The 23835-nt window shown below is 59.7% G+C and carries 24 protein-coding genes; 3 read left to right on the top strand and 21 right to left on the bottom strand.

Annotation, left to right across the window (positions count from 1 at the left end; all coding sequences use genetic code 11):
• Window positions 1-36: 36 nt before the first annotated feature.
• Window positions 37-771, bottom strand: coding sequence for a fumarate/nitrate reduction transcriptional regulator Fnr (gene fnr, locus K5Y35_RS26035; protein WP_025110355.1), 735 nt, complete (start codon window positions 769-771; stop codon window positions 37-39).
• A gap of 154 nt (window positions 772-925) precedes the next feature.
• Between fnr and K5Y35_RS26030 the strand changes: the two genes are divergently transcribed.
• Window positions 926-1408, top strand: a complete 483-nt coding sequence (locus K5Y35_RS26030; protein ID WP_123463573.1) for a hypothetical protein — start codon at window positions 926-928, stop codon at window positions 1406-1408.
• Here the strand turns inward: K5Y35_RS26030 and hemN are convergent.
• From hemN to ccoN (K5Y35_RS25945), 16 genes are all read right to left on the bottom strand, one after another.
• The gene (hemN, locus tag K5Y35_RS26025) at window positions 1405-2787 is read right to left on the bottom strand and encodes an oxygen-independent coproporphyrinogen III oxidase (RefSeq protein WP_128615625.1); all 1383 of its coding nucleotides are present in this window, start codon (window positions 2785-2787) and stop codon (window positions 1405-1407) included. The two genes, K5Y35_RS26030 and hemN, sit on opposite strands and share 4 nt — an antisense overlap.
• A gap of 132 nt (window positions 2788-2919) precedes the next feature.
• Complete coding sequence (locus K5Y35_RS26020; protein WP_222833319.1) at window positions 2920-3603, bottom strand: sulfite exporter TauE/SafE family protein; 684 nt, start codon at window positions 3601-3603, stop codon at window positions 2920-2922.
• Window positions 3596-3808 carry a cbb3-type cytochrome oxidase assembly protein CcoS gene (ccoS, locus tag K5Y35_RS26015; protein ID WP_128615624.1) on the bottom strand — a complete coding sequence of 71 codons (213 nt, stop codon included), beginning with the start codon at window positions 3806-3808 and terminating at the stop codon, window positions 3596-3598. The genes K5Y35_RS26020 and ccoS overlap by 8 nt, the downstream gene beginning before the upstream one ends.
• 22 nt (window positions 3809-3830) lie before the next feature.
• Entirely contained in the window at window positions 3831-6281 is a 2451-nt protein-coding gene (locus K5Y35_RS26010) for a heavy metal translocating P-type ATPase (RefSeq protein ID WP_222833318.1), read from the bottom strand.
• Window positions 6282-6602: 321 nt separating this feature from the next.
• Window positions 6603-7142: a FixH family protein gene (locus K5Y35_RS26005; protein ID WP_128614875.1), complete on the bottom strand. Its 540-nt coding sequence runs from the start codon at window positions 7140-7142 to the stop codon at window positions 6603-6605.
• 11 nt (window positions 7143-7153) lie between these two features.
• Window positions 7154-8569: a cytochrome c oxidase accessory protein CcoG gene (gene ccoG / locus K5Y35_RS26000; RefSeq protein ID WP_123463559.1), complete on the bottom strand. Its 1416-nt coding sequence runs from the start codon at window positions 8567-8569 to the stop codon at window positions 7154-7156.
• Between the two features lie 542 nt (window positions 8570-9111).
• Entirely contained in the window at window positions 9112-9531 is a 420-nt protein-coding gene (locus K5Y35_RS25990) for a type II toxin-antitoxin system VapC family toxin (RefSeq protein WP_123463557.1), read from the bottom strand.
• Entirely contained in the window at window positions 9531-9785 is a 255-nt protein-coding gene (locus K5Y35_RS25985; protein WP_185015777.1) for a type II toxin-antitoxin system Phd/YefM family antitoxin, read from the bottom strand. Before K5Y35_RS25985 ends, K5Y35_RS25990 begins: the two co-directional genes overlap by 1 nt.
• A gap of 528 nt (window positions 9786-10313) precedes the next feature.
• Window positions 10314-11297: a cytochrome-c oxidase, cbb3-type subunit III gene (ccoP, locus tag K5Y35_RS25980; protein ID WP_123463553.1), complete on the bottom strand. Its 984-nt coding sequence runs from the start codon at window positions 11295-11297 to the stop codon at window positions 10314-10316.
• Complete coding sequence (locus K5Y35_RS25975) at window positions 11294-11479, bottom strand: CcoQ/FixQ family Cbb3-type cytochrome c oxidase assembly chaperone (RefSeq protein WP_003175465.1); 186 nt, start codon at window positions 11477-11479, stop codon at window positions 11294-11296. Before K5Y35_RS25975 ends, ccoP (K5Y35_RS25980) begins: the two co-directional genes overlap by 4 nt.
• Before the next feature lie 5 nt (window positions 11480-11484).
• Entirely contained in the window at window positions 11485-12093 is a 609-nt protein-coding gene (ccoO, locus tag K5Y35_RS25970; protein ID WP_007917161.1) for a cytochrome-c oxidase, cbb3-type subunit II, read from the bottom strand.
• Entirely contained in the window at window positions 12093-13535 is a 1443-nt protein-coding gene (gene ccoN, locus K5Y35_RS25965) for a cytochrome-c oxidase, cbb3-type subunit I (protein ID WP_123463551.1), read from the bottom strand. Before ccoN (K5Y35_RS25965) ends, ccoO (K5Y35_RS25970) begins: the two co-directional genes overlap by 1 nt.
• A 482-nt stretch (window positions 13536-14017) precedes the next feature.
• Window positions 14018-14971 carry a cytochrome-c oxidase, cbb3-type subunit III gene (gene ccoP, locus K5Y35_RS25960; RefSeq protein ID WP_222833317.1) on the bottom strand — a complete coding sequence of 318 codons (954 nt, stop codon included), beginning with the start codon at window positions 14969-14971 and terminating at the stop codon, window positions 14018-14020.
• On the bottom strand, window positions 14968-15165 hold the full coding sequence (locus tag K5Y35_RS25955) for a cbb3-type cytochrome oxidase subunit 3 (protein ID WP_102358145.1): 198 nt from the start codon (window positions 15163-15165) through the stop codon (window positions 14968-14970). Before K5Y35_RS25955 ends, ccoP (K5Y35_RS25960) begins: the two co-directional genes overlap by 4 nt.
• A gap of 3 nt (window positions 15166-15168) precedes the next feature.
• The gene (gene ccoO, locus K5Y35_RS25950; RefSeq protein ID WP_003223389.1) at window positions 15169-15777 is read right to left on the bottom strand and encodes a cytochrome-c oxidase, cbb3-type subunit II; all 609 of its coding nucleotides are present in this window, start codon (window positions 15775-15777) and stop codon (window positions 15169-15171) included.
• A gap of 10 nt (window positions 15778-15787) precedes the next feature.
• Window positions 15788-17212 carry a cytochrome-c oxidase, cbb3-type subunit I gene (gene ccoN / locus K5Y35_RS25945; RefSeq protein WP_041067879.1) on the bottom strand — a complete coding sequence of 475 codons (1425 nt, stop codon included), beginning with the start codon at window positions 17210-17212 and terminating at the stop codon, window positions 15788-15790.
• Window positions 17213-17306: 94 nt separating this feature from the next.
• Here ccoN (K5Y35_RS25945) and K5Y35_RS25940 point away from each other — a divergent pair, with 94 nt between their 5' ends.
• Window positions 17307-17987, top strand: a complete 681-nt coding sequence (locus K5Y35_RS25940; RefSeq protein ID WP_222833316.1) for an alpha/beta family hydrolase — start codon at window positions 17307-17309, stop codon at window positions 17985-17987.
• 636 nt (window positions 17988-18623) lie between these two features.
• On the opposite strand, the gene K5Y35_RS25935 is transcribed toward K5Y35_RS25940, so the two are convergent.
• Entirely contained in the window at window positions 18624-19766 is a 1143-nt protein-coding gene (locus K5Y35_RS25935; RefSeq protein WP_222833315.1) for an IS481 family transposase, read from the bottom strand.
• An 859-nt stretch (window positions 19767-20625) separates the two neighbouring features.
• Between K5Y35_RS25935 and K5Y35_RS25930 the strand changes: the two genes are divergently transcribed.
• Complete coding sequence (locus K5Y35_RS25930) at window positions 20626-20991, top strand: DUF6124 family protein (protein WP_128615233.1); 366 nt, start codon at window positions 20626-20628, stop codon at window positions 20989-20991.
• A gap of 293 nt (window positions 20992-21284) precedes the next feature.
• Here the strand turns inward: K5Y35_RS25930 and K5Y35_RS25925 are convergent, their stop codons facing one another.
• The 3 genes from K5Y35_RS25925 to K5Y35_RS25915 all read right to left on the bottom strand — a co-directional run bounded on the left by K5Y35_RS25925 (window position 21285) and on the right by K5Y35_RS25915 (window position 23772).
• Entirely contained in the window at window positions 21285-21704 is a 420-nt protein-coding gene (locus tag K5Y35_RS25925) for a type II toxin-antitoxin system YafO family toxin (protein WP_123463541.1), read from the bottom strand.
• 6 nt (window positions 21705-21710) lie between these two features.
• Window positions 21711-21857 (bottom strand): hypothetical protein, encoded by a 147-nt coding sequence (locus tag K5Y35_RS25920; protein ID WP_163005103.1) that lies wholly within the window; start codon window positions 21855-21857, stop codon window positions 21711-21713.
• A gap of 349 nt (window positions 21858-22206) precedes the next feature.
• Entirely contained in the window at window positions 22207-23772 is a 1566-nt protein-coding gene (locus K5Y35_RS25915; RefSeq protein ID WP_123463537.1) for a methyl-accepting chemotaxis protein, read from the bottom strand.
• Between the last annotated feature and the right edge of the window lie 63 nt (window positions 23773-23835).

The following is a 23835-nucleotide window of genomic DNA, read 5'->3' as shown; positions in this document are numbered from 1 at the left end:
CGCGGCTGAAACGGTTCGCTCGGCCGCGGGTCGCGATCAGCCTTCGAGCGAGCCGCCGGCCAGGGCGCAGAGCTGGATCGGGTCGAGGATATGAATCTCTTTGCCTTCGGCAGCAATCAGTTCGTTCTGCTGGAAGCGCGTGAATACCCGCGAGACGGTTTCCACGGCCAGCCCCAGGTAGTTGCCGATTTCATTGCGCGACATGCTCAAGCGGAACTGATTGGCCGAGAAGCCGCGGGCGCGGAAGCGTGCCGACAGATTGACCAGGAACGTCGCGATGCGCTCATCGGCGGTTTTTTTCGACAGCAGCAACATCATTTGCTGATCGTCGCGGATTTCCCGGCTCATCACGCGCATCAACTGGCGGCGCAACTGCGGCAGTTGCAGGGCCAGTTCATCGAGGCGTTCGAAAGGAATTTCGCAGACGGAGGTGGTTTCCAGCGCCTGGGCGGACACCGGGTGCTTCTCGGTGTCCATGCCGGACAGGCCAACCAGCTCGCTCGGCAGGTGGAAGCCGGTCAGCTGTTCTTCGCCGGTGTCGCTCAGGCTGAAGGTCTTCAAGGCGCCGGAGCGTACTGCATAAACGGAATCGAACGTGTCGCCCTGGCGGAACAGGAACTCGCCTTTTTTCAACGGGCGACCGCGTTTAACAATTTCGTCCAGCGCATCCATGTCTTCCAGATTCAGAGAAAGTGGCAGGCAAAGAGGGGCCAGGCTGCAATCCTTGCAATGGGCCTGGTTGTGAGCGCGCAGTTTTACTGGCTCAGACATTTCTTTAATCCTTGTGGGAAAACACACATAAGCCGTAAGGGTAACTCACGGGAGGACATTCAGGCCAGTCTGAGGCGACTTTGTCCTGCGGCCATAAAGCCGCAGCACCTGCAGCCGATAATCAGGTATCAACGCGCATACAAGGAACCCGTCGATGGCCGCCATTGGCACGCTTAACCCCGGTAGCAGTGGCGTAGCGTCGTTGCTGGACACCTCGCGAGCCGCGACCGGCGACGAACAGGAGGCCGGCACCTCACTATTGGCAACCCCGACCTTGGTCGAAGGCATCAAAGTGTCGCTGTCCGGTGCCGCCATCGAAAAGTCCGCCGGCGCCGGCGGCGATAACCGCGACATCGAAGAGAGCGGCCTGCCGGAGAACATTCAGCAATTGCTGAAGATGATCCGCCAGTTGCAACAACAGATCGCCGAAAAAAATGCGCGGATCAAAGCGGTCATGGCCGACAAGACCCTGTCCACCGAAGTGAAACTTGCCAAACTCGCCGCGCTCAAAGGCGCCATCGCGGCACTGAACAACGGTTTGATCACCGCCAACCTGTCCCTGTCCAAGGTCATGAACCAGTCGAACCTGACCCCGGAGCAGACCATGAAAACCGCCGCGCTGCTGATGAAAAACTAAATCACCCGCGAGAAGCGCTGACGGTTCTGGTGTTCCAGGTAGGCGTCGAAGACCATGCACACCGAGCGCACCAACAGACGTCCGGCTGGCAGGACGTCGATCCGTTCACGTTGCAGGCTGATCAGGCCATCGTCGGCCATTCCTTGCAGTTGTGGCCACAGCGCGCCGAAATAGCCCTGGAAATCAATGTTGAATGGCTGCTCGATATCGGCGAATACCAGGCTGAAGTTGCAGATCAGTTGCTGAATCACTGCGCGGCGCAGACGGTCATCGGCGTTGCACACCAAGCCACGGCTGGTCGCCAGTTGCGCGGCGGCGAGGGTGTTCTGGTAGTGGCTGAGATCGCTGCTGTTCTGGCAGTACAGGTCGCCAATCTGACTGATCGCGGAAACCCCTAGCCCGATCAGGTCGCAGTGACCGTGGGTGGTGTAGCCCTGGAAGTTGCGTTGCAGGGTTTCTTCTTCCTGGGCAATCGCCAGTTCATCGTCGGGCAGGGCAAAGTGATCCATGCCGATGTAGCGGTAACCGGCGGCGGTCAGTTGTTCGATGGTGCGCTGCAGCATTTCCAGTTTCTGCGCCGGGCTCGGCAGCTCGTTGCCGTTGATGCGCCGCTGCGGCATGAAGCGTTCCGGCAGGTGCGCATAGTTGAACACCGAGAGCCGGTCCGGTTGCAGGCTGATGACTTCCTCGACCGTGCGGGCGAAATTCTCCGGGGTCTGCTTCGGCAAACCATAAATCAGGTCGATGTTGATCGAGCGAAACTGCAGGGTGCGCGCCGCGTCGATCACTGCACGGGTTTCTTCAAGGCTTTGCAGGCGATTGACCGCGCGCTGCACCGCCGGGTCGAGGTCTTGCAGGCCGATGCTGACCCGGTTGAACCCCAGTTCGCGCAGCAGGCCCATGGTCGACCAGTCGGCTTCGCGCGGGTCGATTTCGATGCCGTAATCGCCCGAGTCGTCATCCAGCAGATTGAAGTGCTTGCGCAGGTGCGCCATCAACTGCCGCAGTTCGTCGTGGCTGAGAAAGGTCGGCGTGCCGCCACCAAAGTGCAGTTGCTCGACCTTTTGTGCCGGGTCGAGGTGGCAGGCGATCAACTGGATTTCCTGCTCCAGACGTTGCAGGTATGGCAGGGCACGGCCGCGATCCTTGGTGATGACCTTGTTGCAGGCGCAGTAGTAGCAAATGTTCGCGCAGAACGGCACGTGCACATACAGCGACAACGGGCGCAGGGCCTTGCGGCTGTCGCGCAGGGCATGGAACAGATCGAACGTGCCGACCTGACTGTGAAATTGCACGGCCGTCGGATACGAGGTGTAGCGCGGCCCCGCCAGGTCGTAGCGGCGGATCAGATCAGTGTCCCAACGAATGGCGTCGAGCATGCGGGCATTCCCCCGGATAGGCTGGCAGTGTGGCGAGTCTATCGAGGTGCGGCGAAAGGGCTCTTGATTTGCATCAACGGGTGCGAGGAGTGACCGCTTTTGTGGTGAGGGCGCTTGCTCCCTCGCCACAGGTCAGTGGCCCATGAGCCAATGCTGATGCGGCCCCGGCAAGGTCCAGATACCGAAGACAATCACCAGCAAACCGCCGGCCATGCGCACGCTGCGCTTGCGCAGCAGCGCGGTCACCCGTTCCGCCGCCAGCCCCGTGGCGAGCAACACCGGCCACGTCCCCAGCCCGAACGACAGCATCAACAGCGCACTGTCGAGCGCATTGCCCTGACTCGCCGACCACAGCAACGTGCTATAAACCAGCCCGCAGGGCAGCCAGCCCCACAAGGCGCCGAGCAATAGTGCACGAGGCAGGCTCGACACCGGCAACAAGCGGTTGGCCACCGGTTGAATGTAGCGCCACAACCCACGGCCGAGGCTTTCGATACGGGTGAGGCCGCTCCACCATCCCGCCAGATACAAGCCCATCGCGATCAGCAGCAGCCCGGCCAGCACCCGCATAAACAACGCGGCAGGACTATTGGCCACGGCCCAGCCGGCCAGCCCGATAAGCAACCCGGCCGTTGCGTAACTGAAGATTCGTCCAAGGTTGTATGCCAGCAGCAAGCGAAAACGCCGGCTGCGCTGCTCCTTGGGAATCGCCAGCGTCAGCGCGCCCATCAAACCGCCGCACATCCCCAGGCAATGGCCGCCGCCGAGCAGGCCGAGGATCAGTGCCGACACTAGCAGGGGCGCCAGTTCAAGCATGAGGTGGCGCCTTGTCGTCCGGTTTGTGCGCGTTGGCTTCGTCCACCGCCGCGGTGTGGTTCGGGTCCTGATCGTCGAACAGGATGCTGTGCGCCGGACCGTCGAGGTCGTCGTACTGGCCGCTGTCCACCGCCCAGAAGAAGATGTACACGGCGATGGCCACGATCAGCAGGGCGGCCGGGATCATCACGTAAAGAGCTGGCATCGGTACTCCAGGTCCGCGCGGCTCAGGCCGGCAACGGACGGGTTTGCGCCGTGAGGCGGGTGGCCGGCGCACTCGGCAGACGAGTCAGGCGCAGGGCATTGAGCACCACGGTCAACGAACTGATCGACATACCGACCGCCGCCCACACCGGAGTGATCCAGCCGAGGGCGGCAAACGGCAACATGAGGCCATTGTACAGCGCGGCCCACAGCAGGTTCTCGATGATGACCCGACGGGTCCGGCGCGCCAGTGTGAAGGCCTGCACCAGGGCGTCGAGACGATTGGACAGAAGCACCGCGTCGGCACTGGTTTTCGCCAGATCGGTGGCCGAGCCCATGGCCACGCTGATGTCGGCGGCGGCGAGGACCGGCACGTCATTGACGCCATCCCCCAGCATCAACACCTTGCGCCCCTCCTTATGCAACTGTTGCAGCACCTGCAGCTTGTCGTCCGGGCGCAGGCCACCGCGTGCCTCGTCGATGCCCAGTTCGGCGGCGACGCTGGCGACCATCGGCGAGCTGTCGCCGGACAGCAGCAGCGTGCGCCAGCCGCGGGCCTTGCATGCAGCCAGCAGGGCCGGCGCGTCATCACGCAGGCGGTCGTCGAGAACGAACCAGGCCAGCGGCCCCTGAACATCGCCGAGCAGCAGCCATTGCCCCGGTTCGCTCGGCACGGCTGGCAGCGCGGCGCCGCTGAGGGCGCAGACAAATTCAGCCTGACCGATGCGCAGACGCTGTGCGCCGACCAGGCCTTCGAGGCCGAGTCCCGGTGCGCTGTGCACCTCTTCAGCGGCCAGCGGGGCGCGGCCGAACGCGCGGGCAATCGGGTGCTCGGAACGGTTTTCCAGGGCCGCGGCGAGGCTCAGGCACTGATCGCTGTCCAGCGCTGCCAGTGGCCGGATCGAACGCAGCACCAGGCGGCCTTCGGTCAACGTACCGGTCTTGTCGAAAATCACCGTGTCGATCTGATTGAGGCCTTCCAGCACATGCCCGCGTGTCAGCAGCAGGCCGAGTTTGTGCAGGGTGCCGGTAGCGGCGGTGAGGGCGGTTGGCGTCGCCAGCGACAGCGCGCACGGGCACGTGGCGACCAGCATGGCCAGGACAATCCAGAAGGCCCGCGATGCATCCAGTTGCCACCACAACAGACCGATGGCTGCCGCCGCAAGCAGCGACAACAGCAGGAACCATTGCGCGGCGCGGTCGGCGATTTCCGCGAGTCGTGGTTTCTCGGCCTGGGCGCGATCCAGCAGGCGGACGATGGCCGACAGCCGCGTGTCCTGACCCAGCGCCAGTACTTCGACGGTCAGTGCGCCCTCGACATTCAGGGTGCCGGCGGTGACCGCATCGCCCAAGGTGCGCGGTTGCGGCAGGTATTCGCCGGTCAGCAGCGATTCGTCGATGCTCGACTGGCCGTCGAGGATTTTGCCGTCGGCCGGCAGGATCGCACCGGGCTGCACCAGCACCCGGTCGCCCAGGCGCAACTCGCTGAGCAGAATGCGTTCGCTCTGGCCGTTATCGTCGAGGCGCAGGCACGAGGCCGGCAGCAGATTGACCAGTTGTGCCGTTGCCGCCGCGGTGCGTTCGCGGGCGCGGCGTTCCAGGTAACGCCCGGCGAGCAGGAACAGTGCGAACATTCCGACCGCATCGAAATACAGTTCGCCGACCCCGGTGATCGAGGTCCAGATCCCGGCGATGTAGGCGCTGCCGATGGCCAGCGACACCGAGACATCCATGGTCAGGTGACGGGTGCGCAGATCGCGCATCGCGCCTTTGAAGAACGGCGCGCAGCTATAGAACACGATCGGCGTGGTGAGGAACAGCGCGACCCAGCGCAGGATCGTGTGCAGCTCGGGGCTGAGGTCGATGTTGAATTCCGGCCACGTCGCCATTGTCGCCATCATCGCCTGGAACCACAGCAGGCCGGCGACCCCGAGCTGACGCAGGGCCAGACGGTTTTCGCTGGCCAGTTGTTCACTGGCGCGGTCGGCTTGATACGGGTGAGCGGCGTAACCGATGTGCCGCAGTTCGGCGAGGATCTGGCTCAGCGGCAATTGCGCGTCGGCCCAGCGTACATGCAGGCGATGGTTGGACAGATTCAGCCGTGCCTCGGCCACCGCCGACAGGGTGCGCAGGTGTTTCTCGATCAGCCAGCCGCAGGCGGCGCAACTGATGCCTTCCATCAACAGAGTGGTTTCGGCCAGCTCGCCTTCATGGCGAACGAACGGCTTTTGCACGTCGGTGCGGTCGTACAGCGCCAGTTCATCGGTCAGTTGCACCGGCAGCGCTTCGGGGTTGGCCGAGGCTTCGCTGCGGTGCTGGTAATAACTTTCGAGGCCGCCGGCAACGATGGCTTCGGCCACCGCCTGGCAGCCCGGGCAGCAGAACTCGCGGGACTCCCCGAGCACGACAGCGGTGAAGCGGCTGCCGGACGGGACGGGCAGGGCGCAGTGGTAGCAGGGGAGTGGGGTGGTCATGGCATCGTCGAGGGGTCAAACCCTTGCATTGGAGTTGTCCGCTTGCCCTCACCCCAGCCCTCTCCCGGGGGGAGAGGGAGCCGATCGGTGTGAACCGGAAGAACAGATTCAGTCGCCGACATCGTTACTGGCATACGCAAAGCGTGCAAGCGCTCGAGATCAGTCCCCTCTCTCTCTGGGTGAGGGCGCTGATCGGTGCGGGCCGGGAGAACAAATTCAGTCGCCGACATCGTTACTGGCATACGCAAAGCGTGCAAGCGCTCGAGATCAGTCCCCTCTCCCTCGGGGAGAGGGTTAGGGTGAGGGGCTTCTGAGGTTGATTCATTTCTTCAGGTCTTCGGCGCCTTGCAAGGGTTCGTCGCCGAGCAACAGCTCCTTGTCATGGCTGACCAGCTCTTCTTCGAACATGCGCCACACGTGATCATCCTGACTGCCGAGCAACTCGACAAATCGCCGGCCTTCAACCTTGTCACCCAACTGGCCGATGTAACGCCCGGTCTCAGTTTCACTGCGGGTCAGGACGATCTTGCGATCCTTCTCCGGCTGGGTCGGCGAAATCAGGTTCAATTCCAGCGTCTTCGGTTGACTGTCACCGCTGAGGCGCAGATCAACTTCGCCGGTGACGTCATCCAGATGCACGGCAGCACGCATCTTCAGGTTCTGCGCCAACAGTTCACGGTCCAGCGAGCGGTTGATGCCTTTGCCGGCCTCGTAATAGTTGTCGTTGACCAGGTTGTCCGGGTTGTTTACCGCGATGGTCACCATGGACAGGGTCAACGTCACCGAACAGGCCAGAATCCCGATGATGATCCATGGCCAAAGGTGCTTGTACCAAGGACTTGCGGCGTTTGCGGCGGGCATGTTCAGTTCTCTCAACGGATTTGTGGGCCGATGAATCGGCTCTTGGCTTCAACGTGGACGCTGTCGTCATCGGCGTCCTTGAGGATGAATTTCACCTCGTTGGTGCTCGATGGCAATTGTTCCGGTGCGCTCGACAGTTCGACCGGCATGCTGAAAATCTCCCCGGCCGGCACCTTGATCTCGCGTCGGCCCTGCAGGCGCAGATCCGGCAGGCCGGCGGCTTCCAGCACGTAGGTGTGGTCGCGCTGATCCTTGTTCATGATCTTCAGGCTGTAGACGTTCTCGATCCGGCCTTCGGCGTTTTCGCGGTACAGCACGCGGTCTTTGCTGACGTCGAAACCGACCAGCGAACGCATGAAGAACGCAGTGACCAACAGGCTGATCATCGCCAGCAGCACCACCGCGTAGCCGATCAGGCGTGGCCGCAGTTTATGGGTTTTCTGGCCAGACAGGTTGTGTTCGGTGGTGTAGCTGATCAGCCCGCGTGGATAGTCCATCTTGTCCATGATCGCGTCGCAGGCGTCGATGCACGCGGCGCAGCCGATGCATTCGATCTGCAGGCCGTCACGGATGTCGATACCGGTCGGGCAGACTTGAACGCACATGGTGCAGTCGATGCAGTCGCCCAGGCCCTGGGCCTTGTAGTCGACGCCTTTCTTGCGCGGCCCACGGCTTTCGCCGCGACGCGGATCGTAGGACACGATCAGGGTGTCCTTGTCGAACATCACGCTCTGGAAGCGTGCATACGGGCACATGTAGATGCACACCTGTTCGCGCAGCCAGCCGGCGTTGCCGTAAGTGGCGAGGGTGAAGAAGCCGACCCAGAAGTACGACCAGCCATCGGCCTGACCGGTGAAGAACTCGAACACCAGTTCGCGGATCGGCGAGAAATAGCCGACGAAGGTCATGCCGGTGACAAAACCGATCAACAACCACAGCGCGTGTTTGGCGAATTTACGCGCGAATTTGTTGGCGCTCATCGGCGCCTTGTCGAGCTTGATGCGCTGGTTGCGGTCGCCTTCGGTGACCTTCTCGCACCACATGAAAATCCACGTCCACACGCTTTGCGGGCAGGTGTAGCCGCACCACACACGACCGGCATACACGGTGATGAAGAACAGCCCGAATGCGGCAATGATCAACAGGCCGGAAAGCAGAATGAAGTCCTGAGGCCAGAACGTGGCGCCGAAGATGAAGAACTTGCGCTCGGGCAAATTCCACCACACCGCCTGATGGCCGCCCCAACTCAGCCAGACCGTGCCGAAGTACAGCAGGAACAGCGCGGCGCCGCCCATCATCCGCAGATTGCGAAACAGGCCGGTGAAGGCGCGGGTGTAGATTTTTTCTCGTGAGGCGTAAAGATCGACGCTGTTGTTCGCGTTCTTGCTCGGTGGCGTGACGTCGTGTACCGGAATCTGGTTGCTCATCATTGCATCCCACGGCAGTGGAAAAATGCCTCGGTCGATACGTGCCAACCAAGGTCAAAAGGGGGTAAAGCAGTGGCGCAATGATACGCCTGTCGCTCTGGCTCAAGGGTGCGACCTTTGGTCGCGTTGGGTAAAAAACCTGAATGGTGTAGCGAATGCAACAAAGCATGATGCAGGTCAATTGACTTGTTGAGTATGGTCGGTTTTGGCCCGACGGCTAATGCTATTGATGATCAACGCTGACATCACCGTTTTTGGTCATGGCGGGAAACCTCGCCTATTCAAAGAACATTGGCGAAGTTCATAGGGTTCAACTCAACAACGAGCCGACATAGACCGCCCGGATTGCTCATCCACTGAACCCGACGACGTTTCCAAACCTACCTGATCGCGTGTGTTACCGAGGACCGCAAGCGAATGCAGGCCTATCTGATGAAGAACAGCCAATGGCGCAATCGAACGCTGATCGACACCATCGCGTTGAGCCTTTGCCAAACGCCCATGAAAAAGCCTCGCCAGTGATCTGGCGGGGCTTTGCATGATCAGTTTTTGGCAGCGGCCCATGGGTTGATCAGATGAACGCCGCTGGGTTGAAAATCGGCAACATTACGGGTGACCAGCGTTAGCCCATGTACAAGCGCGGTGGCGGCGATCAAGGCGTCGCACTCATTGCTGCGATCAGGCACATGCAACTGTGCGCATCGGGTGGCGACCGCGGTATCGACTGACAGGATTCTTCCCGAGAATGCGGGTTTGACGTGACGCTCAAGCCAGTTACGCAGCATCCCTCCTTGTGCCGGGTCGCGGCGCTCGATACGCAGGATGCCGGTTTCCAGTTCCAGCACCGTGATTGCCGATAAATACAGGCTGGCCGGGGTGACGCTGTTTGCCCACCTCACCACCTGTTTGTCGGCCTGGGGTTTTCGCAGCTCTGAAACTACGTTGGTATCGAGTAGAAACATCAAGACAGGTCCACGCTGCGAGGAGTGATGACGACGCGCTCGGATTCGAACTCGATTTCAGGCGCATTCGGCATGACCAGCAAATCGACGATGCTGGTCTGGCTGCCGGTCAGTTTCTGATACTCCTCGATGCTCAGCAGTACATGAGCAGGCCTGCCACGATCGGTAATGATGACCGGACCCTGATGCGTGGCTTTTTTGGCAGCACTGGTGTCCTGGTTGAATTCGCGGCTGGAAATAGTCGTGATGGCCATCATGTTCGGCCTCCGGTGATTCTGGTGTAGAAACGTTACTACTTTGGAGTTTGTACAGCAATCGAAAAGGTGGATTGCGCACGATCGGTTGTTCACTGTCATAACGGCACCGGCGAAAGCGCCTCTTCCAGAGGGCAGGGCGCTGGATGTTGGACGAATATTCGCTGTGTTTTGCTGCCGTTGTCAGGGCAACCTGCCACCGCCGAGACCGTCCAGGCCACGACCGTTAGCTGGCCTGCCAGCGGTGCTGGGACCGGGTGAGCGTGCGGGCGCCACAGGCGTTTTCACCGGCGTTTCTTTCTGATCAGGGTGGGGCTGCAAACGTTTTGGTACTGTGCTTTCGTCATTTTTTGACATGTAGGCTTCATCCTTGAAGGTTGACCCGATGTGGCTCATCGGCGTGGCAAAAACCTACAGGGCAGCGCTGCTCAGGTCTATTGAGCAAATGTCTCAAGGCATGAATGCCAGTATGAAAAAAGGCCCCGCCAATCAACTTGGCGGGGCCTTTTTTTGCTTCAAGCGTTTGCCTTACTCGGCGTTCGCTTCGGGTGCTTTTTCGCCGTGGGACAGGCTGTAAACATACGCCGCCAGCAGGTGAACCTTGTCGTTGCCTTGCAGTTGTTCCTGCGCAGGCATCTGGCCCTGACGGCCGTAACGGATGGTCTGCTGCAGTTGCGCGAAGCTCGAACCGTAGATGAACGCGCCCGGATGGGTCAGGTCAGGCGCGCCCATGGCGGGGGTGCCTTTGCCGGCCGGACCGTGGCAGGCCACGCAGTTGGCGGCGAACAGTTTGCCGCCGTTGGCCGGGTCAGCCTTGGTGCCTTCCGGCAGTTTGCGGCCATCCAGGTTGGTCACGACGAATGCTGCTACGTCGGCAACACCTTGCTCACCGATGACTTCAGCCCAGGCCGGCATCACCGCGTGACGACCGCCCATGATGGTGGTCTTGATGGTTTCCGGCTCACCGCCCCAGCGCCAGTCGGCGTCGGTCAGGTTCGGGAAACCGTAAGCGCCCTTGGCGTCGGAACCGTGGCACACCGAGCAGTTGGAGGCGAACAGACGGCCACCCATCTTCAGTGCCTGTGGATCCTTGGCCACTTCTTCGATCGGCATCGCCGCGAACTTGGCGAAGATCGGACCGAACTTGGCGTCCGAGCGGGCCATTTCCTTTTCCCACTCGTGCACGCCGGTCCAGCCGGTCTGGCCGTTGGCGAACGCGGTCTGCTTGTCGTTATCGAGGTAGTTGTAGCCCGGCAGCAGGCCTTTCCAGTTGCCCAGGCCCGGGTACAACACCAGGTAACCCAGGGCAAAGACGATGGTGCCGACAAACAGCATGAACCACCATTTCGGCAGCGGGTTGTCGTACTCCTCGATCCCGTCGAAGGAGTGCCCGACGGTCTCGTCCGTCTGTTCGCTGCGCTGGCCCTTGCGGGTCGACAGCAGCAGCCAGGTCAGGGAAAAGATCGTACCGAGACTGAGGACTGTGACGTACAGACTCCAGAATGTAGTCATTCTTTGTTACTCCTAGAAGCTTGCTCGACGTGCTTGATGGCTTCGGGATCATCCGCAAAAGGCAGCAAGGTCGCGTCTTCAAACTCCGACTTGCGCTTGGGGCTGAATACCCACAAGGCCAGACCGATAAAGGCCACCATCACGACAACGGTGCCGAGGCCACGAATCATCCCGATATCCATCGAATTCACCGTTTGCTTTTGATGATGGTGCCCAGGCCTTGAAGGTAGGCCACCAGCGCGTCCATTTCGGTTTTGCCCTTCACGGCATCCTGTGCACCGGCGATGTCTTCGTCGGTGTAAGGGACGCCGAGGGTGCGCAAAACCTCCATTTTCTTGGCGGTTTCCTTGCCGTCGAGCTTGTTTTCCACGAGGAACGGGTAAGCCGGCATTTTCGACTCAGGGACGACGTTGCGCGGGTTGTACAAGTGCGCACGTTGCCAGTCATCGGAGTAACGACCGCCGACACGGGCCAGGTCCGGGCCAGTACGTTTGGAACCCCACAGGAACGGGTGGTCCCACACGCTTTCACCGGCAACCGAGTAGTGGCCATAGCGTTCGGTTTCGGCGCGGAACGGACGGATCATCTGCGAGTGGCAGCCGACACAACCGTTGGCGATATAGACATCGCGGCCTTCCAGTTCCAGCGCCGAGCGCGGCTTCATGCCTTCGACCGGCTTGTTGGTGACGTCCTGGAAAAACAGCGGAACGATTTGGGTCAGGCCGCCAACGCTGACGGCGATGACCATGAAGAAGGCCAGCAGGCCAATATTCTTCTCGACAGCTTCATGCTTCATCAGTGAGCTCCAACGACAGCGATCTGGGCAGCGGCTTCGGCTTCAGCCGGGTTCGAGGCGCGCACGGTGCGCCAGACGTTGTAAGCCATCAGGAACATGCCGCTGGCGAAGAACGCACCGCCCAGGGCACGGACGATGTAGCCAGGGTGGCTGGCCTGCAGCGCCTCAACGAACGAGTAGGTGAGGGTGCCGTCGTCGTTGATCGCACGCCACATCAGGCCCTGAGTGATGCCGTTGACCCACATCGAAGCGATGTACAGCACGGTACCGATGGTCGCGAGCCAGAAGTGCGCGTTGATCAGACCGACACTGTGCATCTGCGCACGGCCGAACAGTTTCGGAATCATGTGGTAGATCGCGCCGATCGAGATCATCGCTACCCAACCGAGGGCGCCGGCGTGTACGTGGCCGATGGTCCAGTCGGTGTAGTGCGAGAGCGAGTTGACGGTCTTGATCGCCATCATCGGCCCTTCGAAGGTCGACATGCCGTAGAACGCCAGCGATACCACGAGGAAACGCAGGATCGGGTCGGTGCGCAGCTTATGCCAGGCGCCCGACAGGGTCATCATGCCGTTGATCATGCCGCCCCAGCTTGGCGCCAGGAGGATGATCGACATCGCCATGCCCAGCGATTGTGCCCAATCCGGCAGTGCGGTGTAGTGCAGGTGGTGCGGGCCGGCCCAGATGTACAGGGTGATCAGTGCCCAGAAGTGCACGATCGACAGACGATAGGAGTAGATCGGACGTTCGGCCTGTTTCGGCACGAAGTAGTACATCATCCCGAGGAAGCCGGTGGTCAGGAAGAAACCCACCGCGTTGTGGCCGTACCACCACTGGATCATCGCGTCGGTCGCGCCCGAATAGGCGGAGTAGGACTTGAAGAAGCTGACCGGCAAGGACGCGTGGTTGACGATGTGCAGCATCGCGGTCACGACGATGAACGCGCCGTAGAACCAGTTACCGACGTAGATGTGCTTGGTCTTGCGCTTGGTGATGGTGCCGAAGAACACCAGCCCGTAGGTGACCCAGACAATCGCCAGCAGAATGGCGAGCGGCCATTCCAGTTCCGCGTATTCCTTGGTGGTGGTGTAACCCAGCGGCAAGGTAATGATCGCGCCGACGATCACCGCTTGCCAGCCCCAGAAGGTGAAGGCCGCGAGGCTGTCGGAAATCAGTCGCGTCTGGCAGGTTCGCTGCACGACATAGTAGGAAGTGGCAAACAGTGCACAACCACCGAAGGCGAAAATCACCAGGTTTGTGTGCAACGGGCGCAGGCGTCCAAAGCTCGTCCACGGCAGACCGAAGTTCAACTCCGGCCAGACCAGTTGCGAGGCGATGAAGACACCGAGCCCCATGCCAAGGATCCCCCAGACCACCGTCATGATGGCGAACTGGCGGACTACCTTATAGTTATAAGCAGTCGGACTGATTGCTGTGCTCATTCTAAGGTTCCACGGTTTAGGTGTTTTATTAGGATTAAAATCGGCCGCAAGTATGCAGAGAGCAGGGGGTCATTGCAACGCGCCATGACCTGGGTCAATGCTTTCCAACGCTGATTCTGCGGCCTTTCCATACGCCGCGTAAGGACAAAATTGGCCTTGGACAAAATGTCGCAGCGGACGAAAAAAAGTGAGGGGTTCAGGTCAGTTGTAACGGGGTGTGTTCGAACGCAGTGATCGGGTGACGGACGGTCATCGACGCGACAGCCGGTATCTACCGGGCTTTGCGCCCTGTCAGTCAGGCGATTTGTCGAACACATCGCTCAGGGTCGACCTGGAACCGGCACGGGCCAGTCCGCATCGAGCAAGCGTAGACCCGATTCGGGGGATTCGAAAGGCGAGGGTGTTAAGGGGTGCGACAATGCGTCGCAAAGGGGCTGGATGCTGCCGCACCGAGAACGATGCGGCAGAGGTGTGCGCAATGCTTACTGTTTCTTGTCTTCAGTAATCAGTTTTTCTGTATTCAATCCGTGCGACAGGCTGTACACATAAGCAGCCAGAAGTTGCACTTTATCGTTGCCCAGCAACTCGTTCTGCGCCGGCATGTGACCCTGGCGGCCATGGCGAATGGTCTGTTCGAGTTGGGTCAGGCTGGTGCCATAGATAAACCCGGCCGGGTGCGTCAGATTCGGCGCACCCATGGCTTCAGTGCCTTGGCCGGTTGCCCCATGACAGGCTACGCAAGTGGTGCTGAACGCCTGCTGTCCGGCTTGCAGATCAGCTTTGCTGTCCGCCGGCAATGGCAGGCCGGCCAGTTCGTGGCGCACGTAAGCGGCGACGTTCTTCACCCCCGCCTCACCGAGCACTTCGCCCCAGGCCGGCATTGCCGCCATCCGCCCACCCATGATGGTGGTCTTGATGGTCTCGGCACTGCCGCCCCAGCGCCAGTCGCTGTCGGCCAGGTTAGGGAAACCGAACGCGCCCTTGGCATCGGAGCCGTGGCACACCGAGCAGTTGGAGGCGAACAAGCGGCCACCCATTTTCAGCGCCTGCGGGTCCTTCGCCACTTCTTCCACCGGCATCGCGGCAAATTTGGCGAAGATTGGCCCGAATTTGGCGTCGGCCTTGTTCATCTCCTTTTCCCACTCGTGGACGCCGGTCCAGCCGTCCTCGTAGCCCGGCAGGATGCCTTTCCAGTTGCCCAGGGCCGGATACAGGATCAGGTAGCCCACGGAAAACACCAGCGTGCCGGCGAACAGCATGAACCACCACTGCGGCAGCGGGTTGTCGTACTCCTCGATGCCGTCGAAGCTGTGGCCCATGGTCTGGTCGACACTGCCCTTGGTCTCGCCCCGGCGAGTGCCGATCAGCAGCCACGTCAGGCCGATCAGGCTGCCGATGGTCAGTACGCAGATCCACGTACTCCAGAAGGTGGTCATGGCCGGGTACTCCTTGTTTCAGATGCGGGGGTAGTGTCGGGTTGCGGCTCGTCGGCGAACGGCAGCAGACGCGCTTCGGCGAATTCCGGGGTGCGTTTGCGGTTGAACACCCACAACGTCAGGCCGACGAAGGCGACGAACACCACAACCGTACCGAGGCCGCGAATCAGGCCTGCACTCATTTCAATGACCATGGCTCACCTCTTGCTCTTGATCGCAGTGCCGAGCACTTGCAGGTAGGAGACGAGCGCGTCCATTTCGGTCTTGCCCTTGAGGCTGGCGACCGCGCCGCTGATGTCGTCGTCGGTGTATGGCACGCCGAGGGTACGCATGGTCTTGAGCTTGGTTTCGGTGTGGCTGCTGTCGACCGCCTGCGTGACCAGCCACGGATAGGCCGGCATTTTCGATTCCGGTACGACGTTGCGCGGGTTGTACAAGTGCGCGCGGTGCCAGTCATCCGAGTAGCGCGCGCCGACCCGGGCCAGGTCCGGCCCGGTGCGCTTCGAACCCCACAGGAACGGGTGATCCCATACGCTTTCGCCCGCAACCGAGTAGTGCCCGTAGCGCTCGGTCTCGGCGCGGAACGGACGGATCATCTGCGAGTGGCAACCGACGCAGCCTTCGCGGATGTAGATGTCGCGGCCTTCCAGTTGCAGCGCGGTGTAGGGCTTCATGCCTTCCACCGGTTTGTTGGTGACGTCCTGGAAGAACAGCGGGACGATCTGCGTCAGGCCGCCGATGCTCACGGCAAACACCATCAGCAGCATTAACAGGCCGACGTTCTTTTCAATCGTTTCGTGTTTCATGGCGGACTCCTCAGGCCATCTGCGCGGCAGCAACGACGTCAGCAGGCTGCGAGGCCCGCACGGTGCGCCAGGTGTTGTAAGCCATCAGGAACATGCCGCTGAGGAAGATCGCGCCGCCCACCAGTCGCACGATGAAGCCTGGGTGGCTGGCCACCAGGGTTTCGACGAAGGAGTAGGTCAGCGTGCCGTCCTCGTTGACTGCGCGCCACATCAGGCCCTGGGCGATGCCGTTGACCCACATCGAGGCGATGTAGAGCACGGTGCCGATGGTCGCCAGCCAGAAGTGCGCGTTGATCAGGCCGATGCTGTGCATCTGCTCTTTGCCGAAGACTTTCGGGATCATGTGGTACAGCGCGCCGATGGAAATCATCGCCACCCAGCCGAGAGCGCCGGCGTGCACGTGGCCGATGGTCCAGTCGGTGTAGTGGGAGAGGGCGTTGACGGTCTTGATCGCCATCATCGGCCCTTCGAAGGTCGACATGCCGTAGAACGCCAGCGACACCACGAGGAAGCGCAGGATCGGGTCGCTGCGCAACTTATGCCAGGCGCCCGAGAGGGTCATCATGCCGTTGATCATGCCGCCCCAGCTCGGTGCCAGCAGAATCAGCGACATCACCATGCCCAGCGACTGTGCCCAGTCCGGCAGCGCGGTGTAGTGCAAGTGGTGCGGGCCGGCCCAGATGTACAGGGTGATCAAAGCCCAGAAGTGCACGATCGACAGGCGATACGAATACACCGGACGTTCGGCCTGCTTCGGTACGAAGTAGTACATCATCCCGAGGAAACCGGCGGTGAGGAAAAAGCCCACGGCGTTGTGGCCGTACCACCATTGCACCATCGCGTCGGTTGCACCGGCGTACACCGAGTAGGACTTGGTGAAACTCACCGGCAACTCAAGGTTGTTGACGATGTGCAGGATTGCCACGGTGATGATGAACGCGCCGAAGAACCAGTTGCCCACATAGATGTGCTTGGTTTTGCGCTGCATGATCGTGCCGAAGAACACGATGGCGTAGGCGACCCAGACGATGGTGATCAGGATGTCGATCGGCCATTCCAGCTCGGCGTATTCCTTGGAACTGGTGTAACCCAGTGGCAGGCTGATCGCGGCCAGGAGGATCACCAGTTGCCAGCCCCAGAAGCAGAATGCGGCGATTTTCGGCGCAAACAATTGGGTCTGGCAGGTGCGTTGCACCGAGTAGAACGAACTGGCGAACAGCGCACAGCCACCGAACGCGAAGATCACCGCGTTGGTGTGCAGCGGGCGCAGACGGCCGAAACTGGTCCAGGGCAAATTGAAGTTGAGTTCAGGCCAGACCAATTGGGCCGCGAGAAAAACCCCGAGGCCCATGCCGACGATGCCCCACACCACCGTCATAATGGCGAATTGGCGGACCACCTTGTAGTTGTAGGCGGTACTGATAGAAGTGTTCATGGTTCCCCATCCACGGTTCAGCCGAAGTGAGCGCGCGCGAGAACGCCGCGAATCCTTCGTCTGGAGTTATAGGCAGACTAAAAGCGAGGCAAGCATGGACAAACAGCACAAGGCCAGTATTGACGGGGATCAATGGGCGCAGTGTGTGCGTGATCATGGATGGTTGTGGGATGCCGCCACGGGTAAGGCTTCGGCGACGTTGATCCTGGCGCACGGGGCGGGGGCGCCGATGGACAGTGACTGGATGAACGATATGGCTGGGCGCCTTGCCGTGCTTGGGGTGAATGTGTTGCGGTTTGAGTTTCCGTATATGGCGCAGCGGCGGGTGGATGGGGTGAAGCGCCCGCCGAATCCTGCTGCGAAATTGCAGGAATGTTGGCGTGAGGTGTATGCCGAGGTGCGGCGTCATGTCGCTGGGGTTTTGGCCATTGGCGGGAAGTCGATGGGCGGGCGGATGGCGAGTCTGCTGGCTGATGAGTTGGGGGTTGATGCGTTGGTGTGTCTGGGCTATCCGTTTTATGCGGTGGGGAAGCCGGAGAAGCCTCGGGTTGAGCATTTGGCTTCTTTGCAGACGCGGACGTTGATTGTGCAGGGGGAGCGGGATGCGCTGGGCAATCGTGAGGCGGTTGAGGCTTACAGCTTGTCACCGAGTATTGAGGTGGCGTGGCTGGTGGCTGGGGATCATGATTTGAAGCCGTTGAAGGTTTCCGGGTTTACCCATGAACAGCATTTGGCTAGCGCCGCGCAGAAGGTGGCCGAGTTTCTCAAGGGTTAACCGAGATTCTGAACCAGATGAAGATCGGCTCCCTTTCCCCCTCGCCCCCTTGGGGGATAGATCTTGGACGCGCCGCAGTTTTTGTTTTGGGTACATATCCATTGCTGCGGTAACGGCCACTTAGGGTTCCGCCCTTACGGCGGGTCACTTTTTCCAGACGCCGAAAAAGTAACCAAAAAGGCTTGCTCCTACGTGCGGCCCGCTCGCTGAGGCTCGGGGTTCCTTCGCTCCGGGAGTGATCCGGGCGCAGCGCCTCCGGTTTGCTTCGCTGCACCTCCTCTCGCTGTGTTTGGCTTCGCCAAACGGTCGCTGCGCTCCCACGCCCGGATCAATCCCTCCACTCAGCCTTCCGACGTCGCCTTACAGATCAAAAGCTGCAGCCGAGCTAACGCTCATCCTGTTGAGTGGTGAAGAGCCACAGTGTGGTCGGCTTTGGATTTGTGGTGGATTTTCCCTCACCCCAGCCCTCTCCCAGAGGGAGAGGGAGCCGATTTGTGAGCCTTTCAGAATCTGAGTTCAACGCGGTATCGCACGTCGGCGTATCTTGCCCAAACATCTCGGTCAGTCCCCTCTCCCTCGGGGAGTGTATGTACCGGAGACATGGTGGACACATGTTCGGAGACATGGTGGACGGTTTTAGATCTTCTTACCTGCTGTAACGATCTGCAAGTTCAAGTCGATTCGGGCGATGCGATGTCTACTCCAGTAGACATCGTGGATGCCGTCCTCCGTCGTTTCCCGGATAGCTACTGACTTCCCGTAAAAAGCTTTCCCGACTGTGTATTCACGGTTCCTCCAGTAGATCTCGCCCTTTACCTGAACCTTCCTGACCACATCACCATCGTCGTACTCCGGCGCTGCGGGTTGCTCCTGATATTCCCTTGAGCTGCTGCTGTACCGAGTAGCAGGAACCTGCATGTCCAGCGCTTGATGCGGGCGCTTCTGGTTGTAAATATCACGCCAGATATCAAACGCCCGTTGCGCGCTGTTGAGATCGTTAAAGTGCTGACCCTGGAGAACTTCATTTTTCAGACTGCGGTGGAAGCGTTCCAGCTTTCCCTGGGTTTGCGGATGATAAGGTCGAGAGTGGCCGACCTTGATGCCTTGACTCATCAGCCAGACCTCCAGCGCGGTATAAACGCCTGTCTGATCACCCCATGGAGAGCCGTTGTCCATCGTCATGCGCAAAGGCAGGCCATAGCGCCGAAAGGCCCGGACCAGATGCTCCTGGACGGTGTCGCGCTGCTCATTGATACACGCCGCGATGCACAGTGAAAACCGCGAATGATCGTCCAGTATCGTCAACGGATGGCAACGCCCCTGACCCAGACTGATATGCCCCTTGAAGTCCATCTGCCAAAGATCGTTGGGCGCTTCATGCTCAAAACGGATAAACGGTTTGATCTCGGCGGCCTTTGGATCAACGCGTGAATGACGCTGTAAAACCGCATGCACGGTACTGACTGAAGGCATCACTAAGCCATTGTCTTCCAACACACGTTTGAGCTTGCGAGCGCCCCAGGCCGCGTACTCCTGACTCACGGTCAGAATCTGCTGTTCAACCTCATCAGCACATCGCTTGGGTGATGTCTTCGGTCGTCGAGACTGATCGTTCAGTCCTTCTGCACCCAGGTTTTCAAACCTGTTAAGCCATTTATAGGCGGTGCTTGGGCTGATATTAAATCGACGGCAAAGCTGCCGGACATTGGCCCCTTCTTGCCGAGCCAAAAGCACGAATTCTGAACGAAGCTGCACAGTGGACACCTCTTCCCAAGACACAGGTCATCTCCTTAGTGATGAGCAATGTGCCTATTAAAAAGTGTCCACCATGTCTCCGAACACCTGTCCACCATGTGTCCGGTACATACAGGGAGAGGGTTAGGGTGAGGGGCTTTTGATCTGTTTCAGAATCTGAGTTCAACGCGGTATTTCACGTCGGCGTAGCTCTCCCAAACACCTCGGTCAGTCCCTTTCTCTGGGATGGAGAAGGGCCGATATGTGTGCTTTTCAAAGCTGGAGTTCAACGCGGTATCGCACGTCGGCGTACCTCATCCAAACACCTCGATCAGTCCCCTCTCCCTCGGGGAGAGGGTTAGGGTGAGGGGCTTTTGATCTGTTTCAGAATCTGAGTTCAACGCGGTATCGCACGTCGGCGTATCTTGCCCAAACACCTCGGTCAGTCCCCTCTCCCTCAGGGAGAGGGTTAGGGTGAGGGGCGATTCTGCTGACACGGTAAAGAACTGGAAGCGATCACTGTCCAGCATTTCCTGTGCGTAAACATGATTGCGCAAGCACGTTTAAATCACACAGCACGTTACGCCATCGAGCCTACAACACCTTGCGCCGTTGCCTACGCGTACGCCAGAATCCGCCGGCTTACGCGGCTATAGGCCGGGCTATATCGTTTGCCTGTCACTGCAAATCAGTGATCGGGTTTGGTAGCCCGTCTGTAATAGCTGTGTGGCAACACCGTATAGAGTCTCTTTCTTGAGGCTCGGTTTTATGGTGGTCATGCGTGGGGCTCACTCGTGAGCGCCGGGTTCCTATTGCAGCCGGTCTACCAACCCGCGTATGGCCACCACCCACTCGTTTGGTAGCGAGAGTGATGGCTCCTTAAACTGCGATAGGAGTTTCATCCATGTTCAAAATCACACCAAACCCACCACCCACAGATCCAATCCCCCACGACCCAGCGCTCAGCTCGCAAAAGGTCAAAGAAGCAACCGACCGCGCTCTCGACTACTACCTCAAGCCCGAAGACCTGGCGGCCCCGCCAAGCTCGCCCAAGTTTCGCCCCGTCTATCTCGTCGATCCCACGCTGGACGACGAAACCCTGCTGGTCGAGGCGAGCGAGTCGCTTTCTTACGCCCACGCCATGGCCGGCAATATCGCCAACTCAATCGGCGGCCCGGAGCGCAAACCGCTGCTGGCGCTGCAACAGGTGATCATGCTCAATGAGCTGTTGGTCAATCGGCTGCTGGATAAGCTGAAGTTGCCTCAGTAATTTCGCCGGCTGTTATGGCCTCATCGCGAGCAGGCTCGATCCCACAAGGGATTGTCGTCGGACACAAATCTGTGATCCCACTACGTTCCAAAGTGGGAGCAAGCCCTGCTCGCGAAGGTGGTCTGCCAAGCACTATCAATTTCAGACACGCAATAAAAAACCGGAAGCTTTCGCTACCCGGTTTTGCAGGATCAAAGGATCGCAGCCTGCAACAGTCCTTACAGATCATTGGGCATGGACGGTGCGCAGGTAGCGATCTTTCGCTTGTTGCCGGTCTCGATCAGCTCTTTGAGTCACAAATCATCCAGATCGGGAAAGATAATCCTGCCTAATGCCCAGGGTTCAACGATTTCACAATGCACGGTGCGCAAAAATGACCCCCACTCGCTTCGGTTATGGGCATCCGGGCCGGTGATTGTCAGTAGCAAGTATTCATCCCGAAAAGCGTCATAGGCATAAATCAGCCAAAAGTCATTGTCAGCATCATTAACCAATGCTGTCCGGTAATACTGGCGATTGATTTTTGCCCATCGAGCCTGCAGTGACTGTGTACTGGCAAGGTGGATGTGGTGCATGTCGCTCAGATCGAGTCGTTCATCCCGCCCGAAAATGGCAGGTAATTCATCGCAAATTTTGTAGTTGTAGAAGTGTGCAGCAAAGTTCTGCCAGTTCTTGATTCGTTCAAAAAGTGCAGAAATTTTGATGGCTGGCATCCAGGCCTACTTTGTAATAGGTAGCCTGCCAGTGATCACAAATTTATCGAACACTTTCTGCCCATCACGCGCGGCTTGCCGAACATCAAGGAATGTCAGTTCTTCACGAACTTCCTTTTTGCTGGGTTTGTCGGTTTTTCGGGTGGTGGCCATCGGAGCCTCCGAAGGATGTGTATTCATGCTGACCAGCTTATGTGAATAAGTTTTGACCGGCAAACAATAGAACCTGGCCCCAACGAGCACCAGTCGGCGCATTCTGGGCGAGTTGTAGGCAGTGTCTGCATTGCTTGAGTGAGATCTTCGCCGGCAGAGAAGGCCTCTTCGCGAGCAGGCTCGCTCCCACAGGAGATTGTCGTCGGACACAAAACTGTGGTCCCAAGCAGTTCCAATGTGGGAGCGAGCTTGCTCGCGAAAGCGGTCTGCCAAGCACCATCACTTTCAGACAAGCAACAAAAAACCCGGAAGCTCTCGCCCTCCGGGTTTTTTGTTATCGCCAGTTCAATCAGCGGTTAAACCGCTCCACCAACGAGTACTGCGTATTCGCCGTCTTCGTCAGTTCTTCACTCAGCAACGCCGAGTTATGTGCCTGCTCGGAAGTCTGATCCGCCAGTTCCGAAATATTGCTGATGTTGCGGCTGATCTCTTCAGCCACCGCACTTTGCTCTTCGGTCGCGGCAGCAATCTGCGTGGTCATGTCGGTGATGTTGGCCACCGCTTCACTGATCCCGACCAGTGCCTGATCCGCCTCCAGTACCCGCGCCACACCTTCTTCGGCCTGACGATGCCCGGCTTCCATGGTTTGCACGGCACTCGAAGCGGTCTGCTGCAACTTGGCGATCAGGGCATGAATCTGCCCGGTCGATTCGCTGGTGCGTTGCGCCAGTTGGCGAACTTCGTCAGCCACTACCGCGAAACCACGGCCCATCTCGCCGGCACGGGCCGCTTCGATGGCAGCGTTGAGGGCGAGCAGGTTGGTCTGGTCGGCGATGCCTTTGATCACATCAACTACGCCGCCGATTTCGTCGCTGTCCTTGGCCAGTTGGGTCACGGTCAGGCCGGTTTCGCCGACGACCACCGACAAACGCTGAATGGCTTCACGGGTTTCGCCGGCAATGTCACGACCGCGACCGGTCAGGCGATTGGCTTCCTGAGTCGCGTCAGCAGTGCGCTGCACGTGGCTCGCCACTTCCTGAGTGGTCGCGGCCATCTGGTTGACGGCGGTGGCGACCTGTTCGGTTTCCACGCGTTGGCGTTCCAGGCCGCTGGAGCTGTTGTGCGCCAGGGCGTCGGACTGTTTGGCCTGATCGGTCAGGTGTTCGGCGGTGTCCTGCAGACGGGTCAGGCAGGTTTTCAGGCGCGCTTCCTGGCTGAGGATGGACATTTCCAGACGCGCCTGGGCGCCACGGCTGTCGGTGTACATCTGCGCGATCAGCGGGTCGGAAGTGGTCTGCTCGGCCAGGCGCAGCAGGCGCTTGAGCCCGCGTTGCTGCCATTGCAGGCCCATCAGGCCCAGCGGCACCGACAAACCGGCCGCGAGGGCGAAGCCCCAGTGCGAGTTGAGGGTCGCGCCGATCACGAAGCTCAGTTGGCTGACCAGAATGAACGGCAGCCAGTCTTGCAGCACCGGCAGCCATTTATCGCTGGAAGGGATCGCCGACTTGCCCTGGTTGATGCGTTGGTAGAGCGCTTCGGCACGGCGGATCTGTTCGGCGGTGGGTTTGATCCGCACCGACTCGTAACCGATCACCTGACTGCCATCGAACACCGGTGTCACGTAGGCGTTCACCCAGTAATGGTCACCGGATTTGCAGCGATTCTTGACAATGCCCATCCATGGCAAGCCTTGTTTCAGTGTGCCCCACATGTGCGAAAACACCGCCGCCGGGACGTCGGGGTGACGGACCAGGTTGTGCGGCGCACGGATCAGTTCTTCACGCGAAAACCCGCTGATCTCGACGAAAGCGTCGTTGCAGTAGGTGATCACGCCCTTGGCGTCGGTTGTGGAGATCAACCGCTGCTGAGCCGGGAAAGTCCGTTCGCGTTGTGTAATGGGCTGGTTGTTACGCATGGTTTTTCAATCCGCAAGGCTTTGAAAGGTTGTCGGCGATGTCAGGAAATTATTGAAGTTTTT

The organism is Pseudomonas sp. SC3(2021) (genome assembly GCF_019856535.1).
GTDB lineage: Bacteria > Pseudomonadota > Gammaproteobacteria > Pseudomonadales > Pseudomonadaceae > Aquipseudomonas > Aquipseudomonas monsensis.
This window is presented reverse-complemented; position numbering and strand designations above follow the sequence as displayed.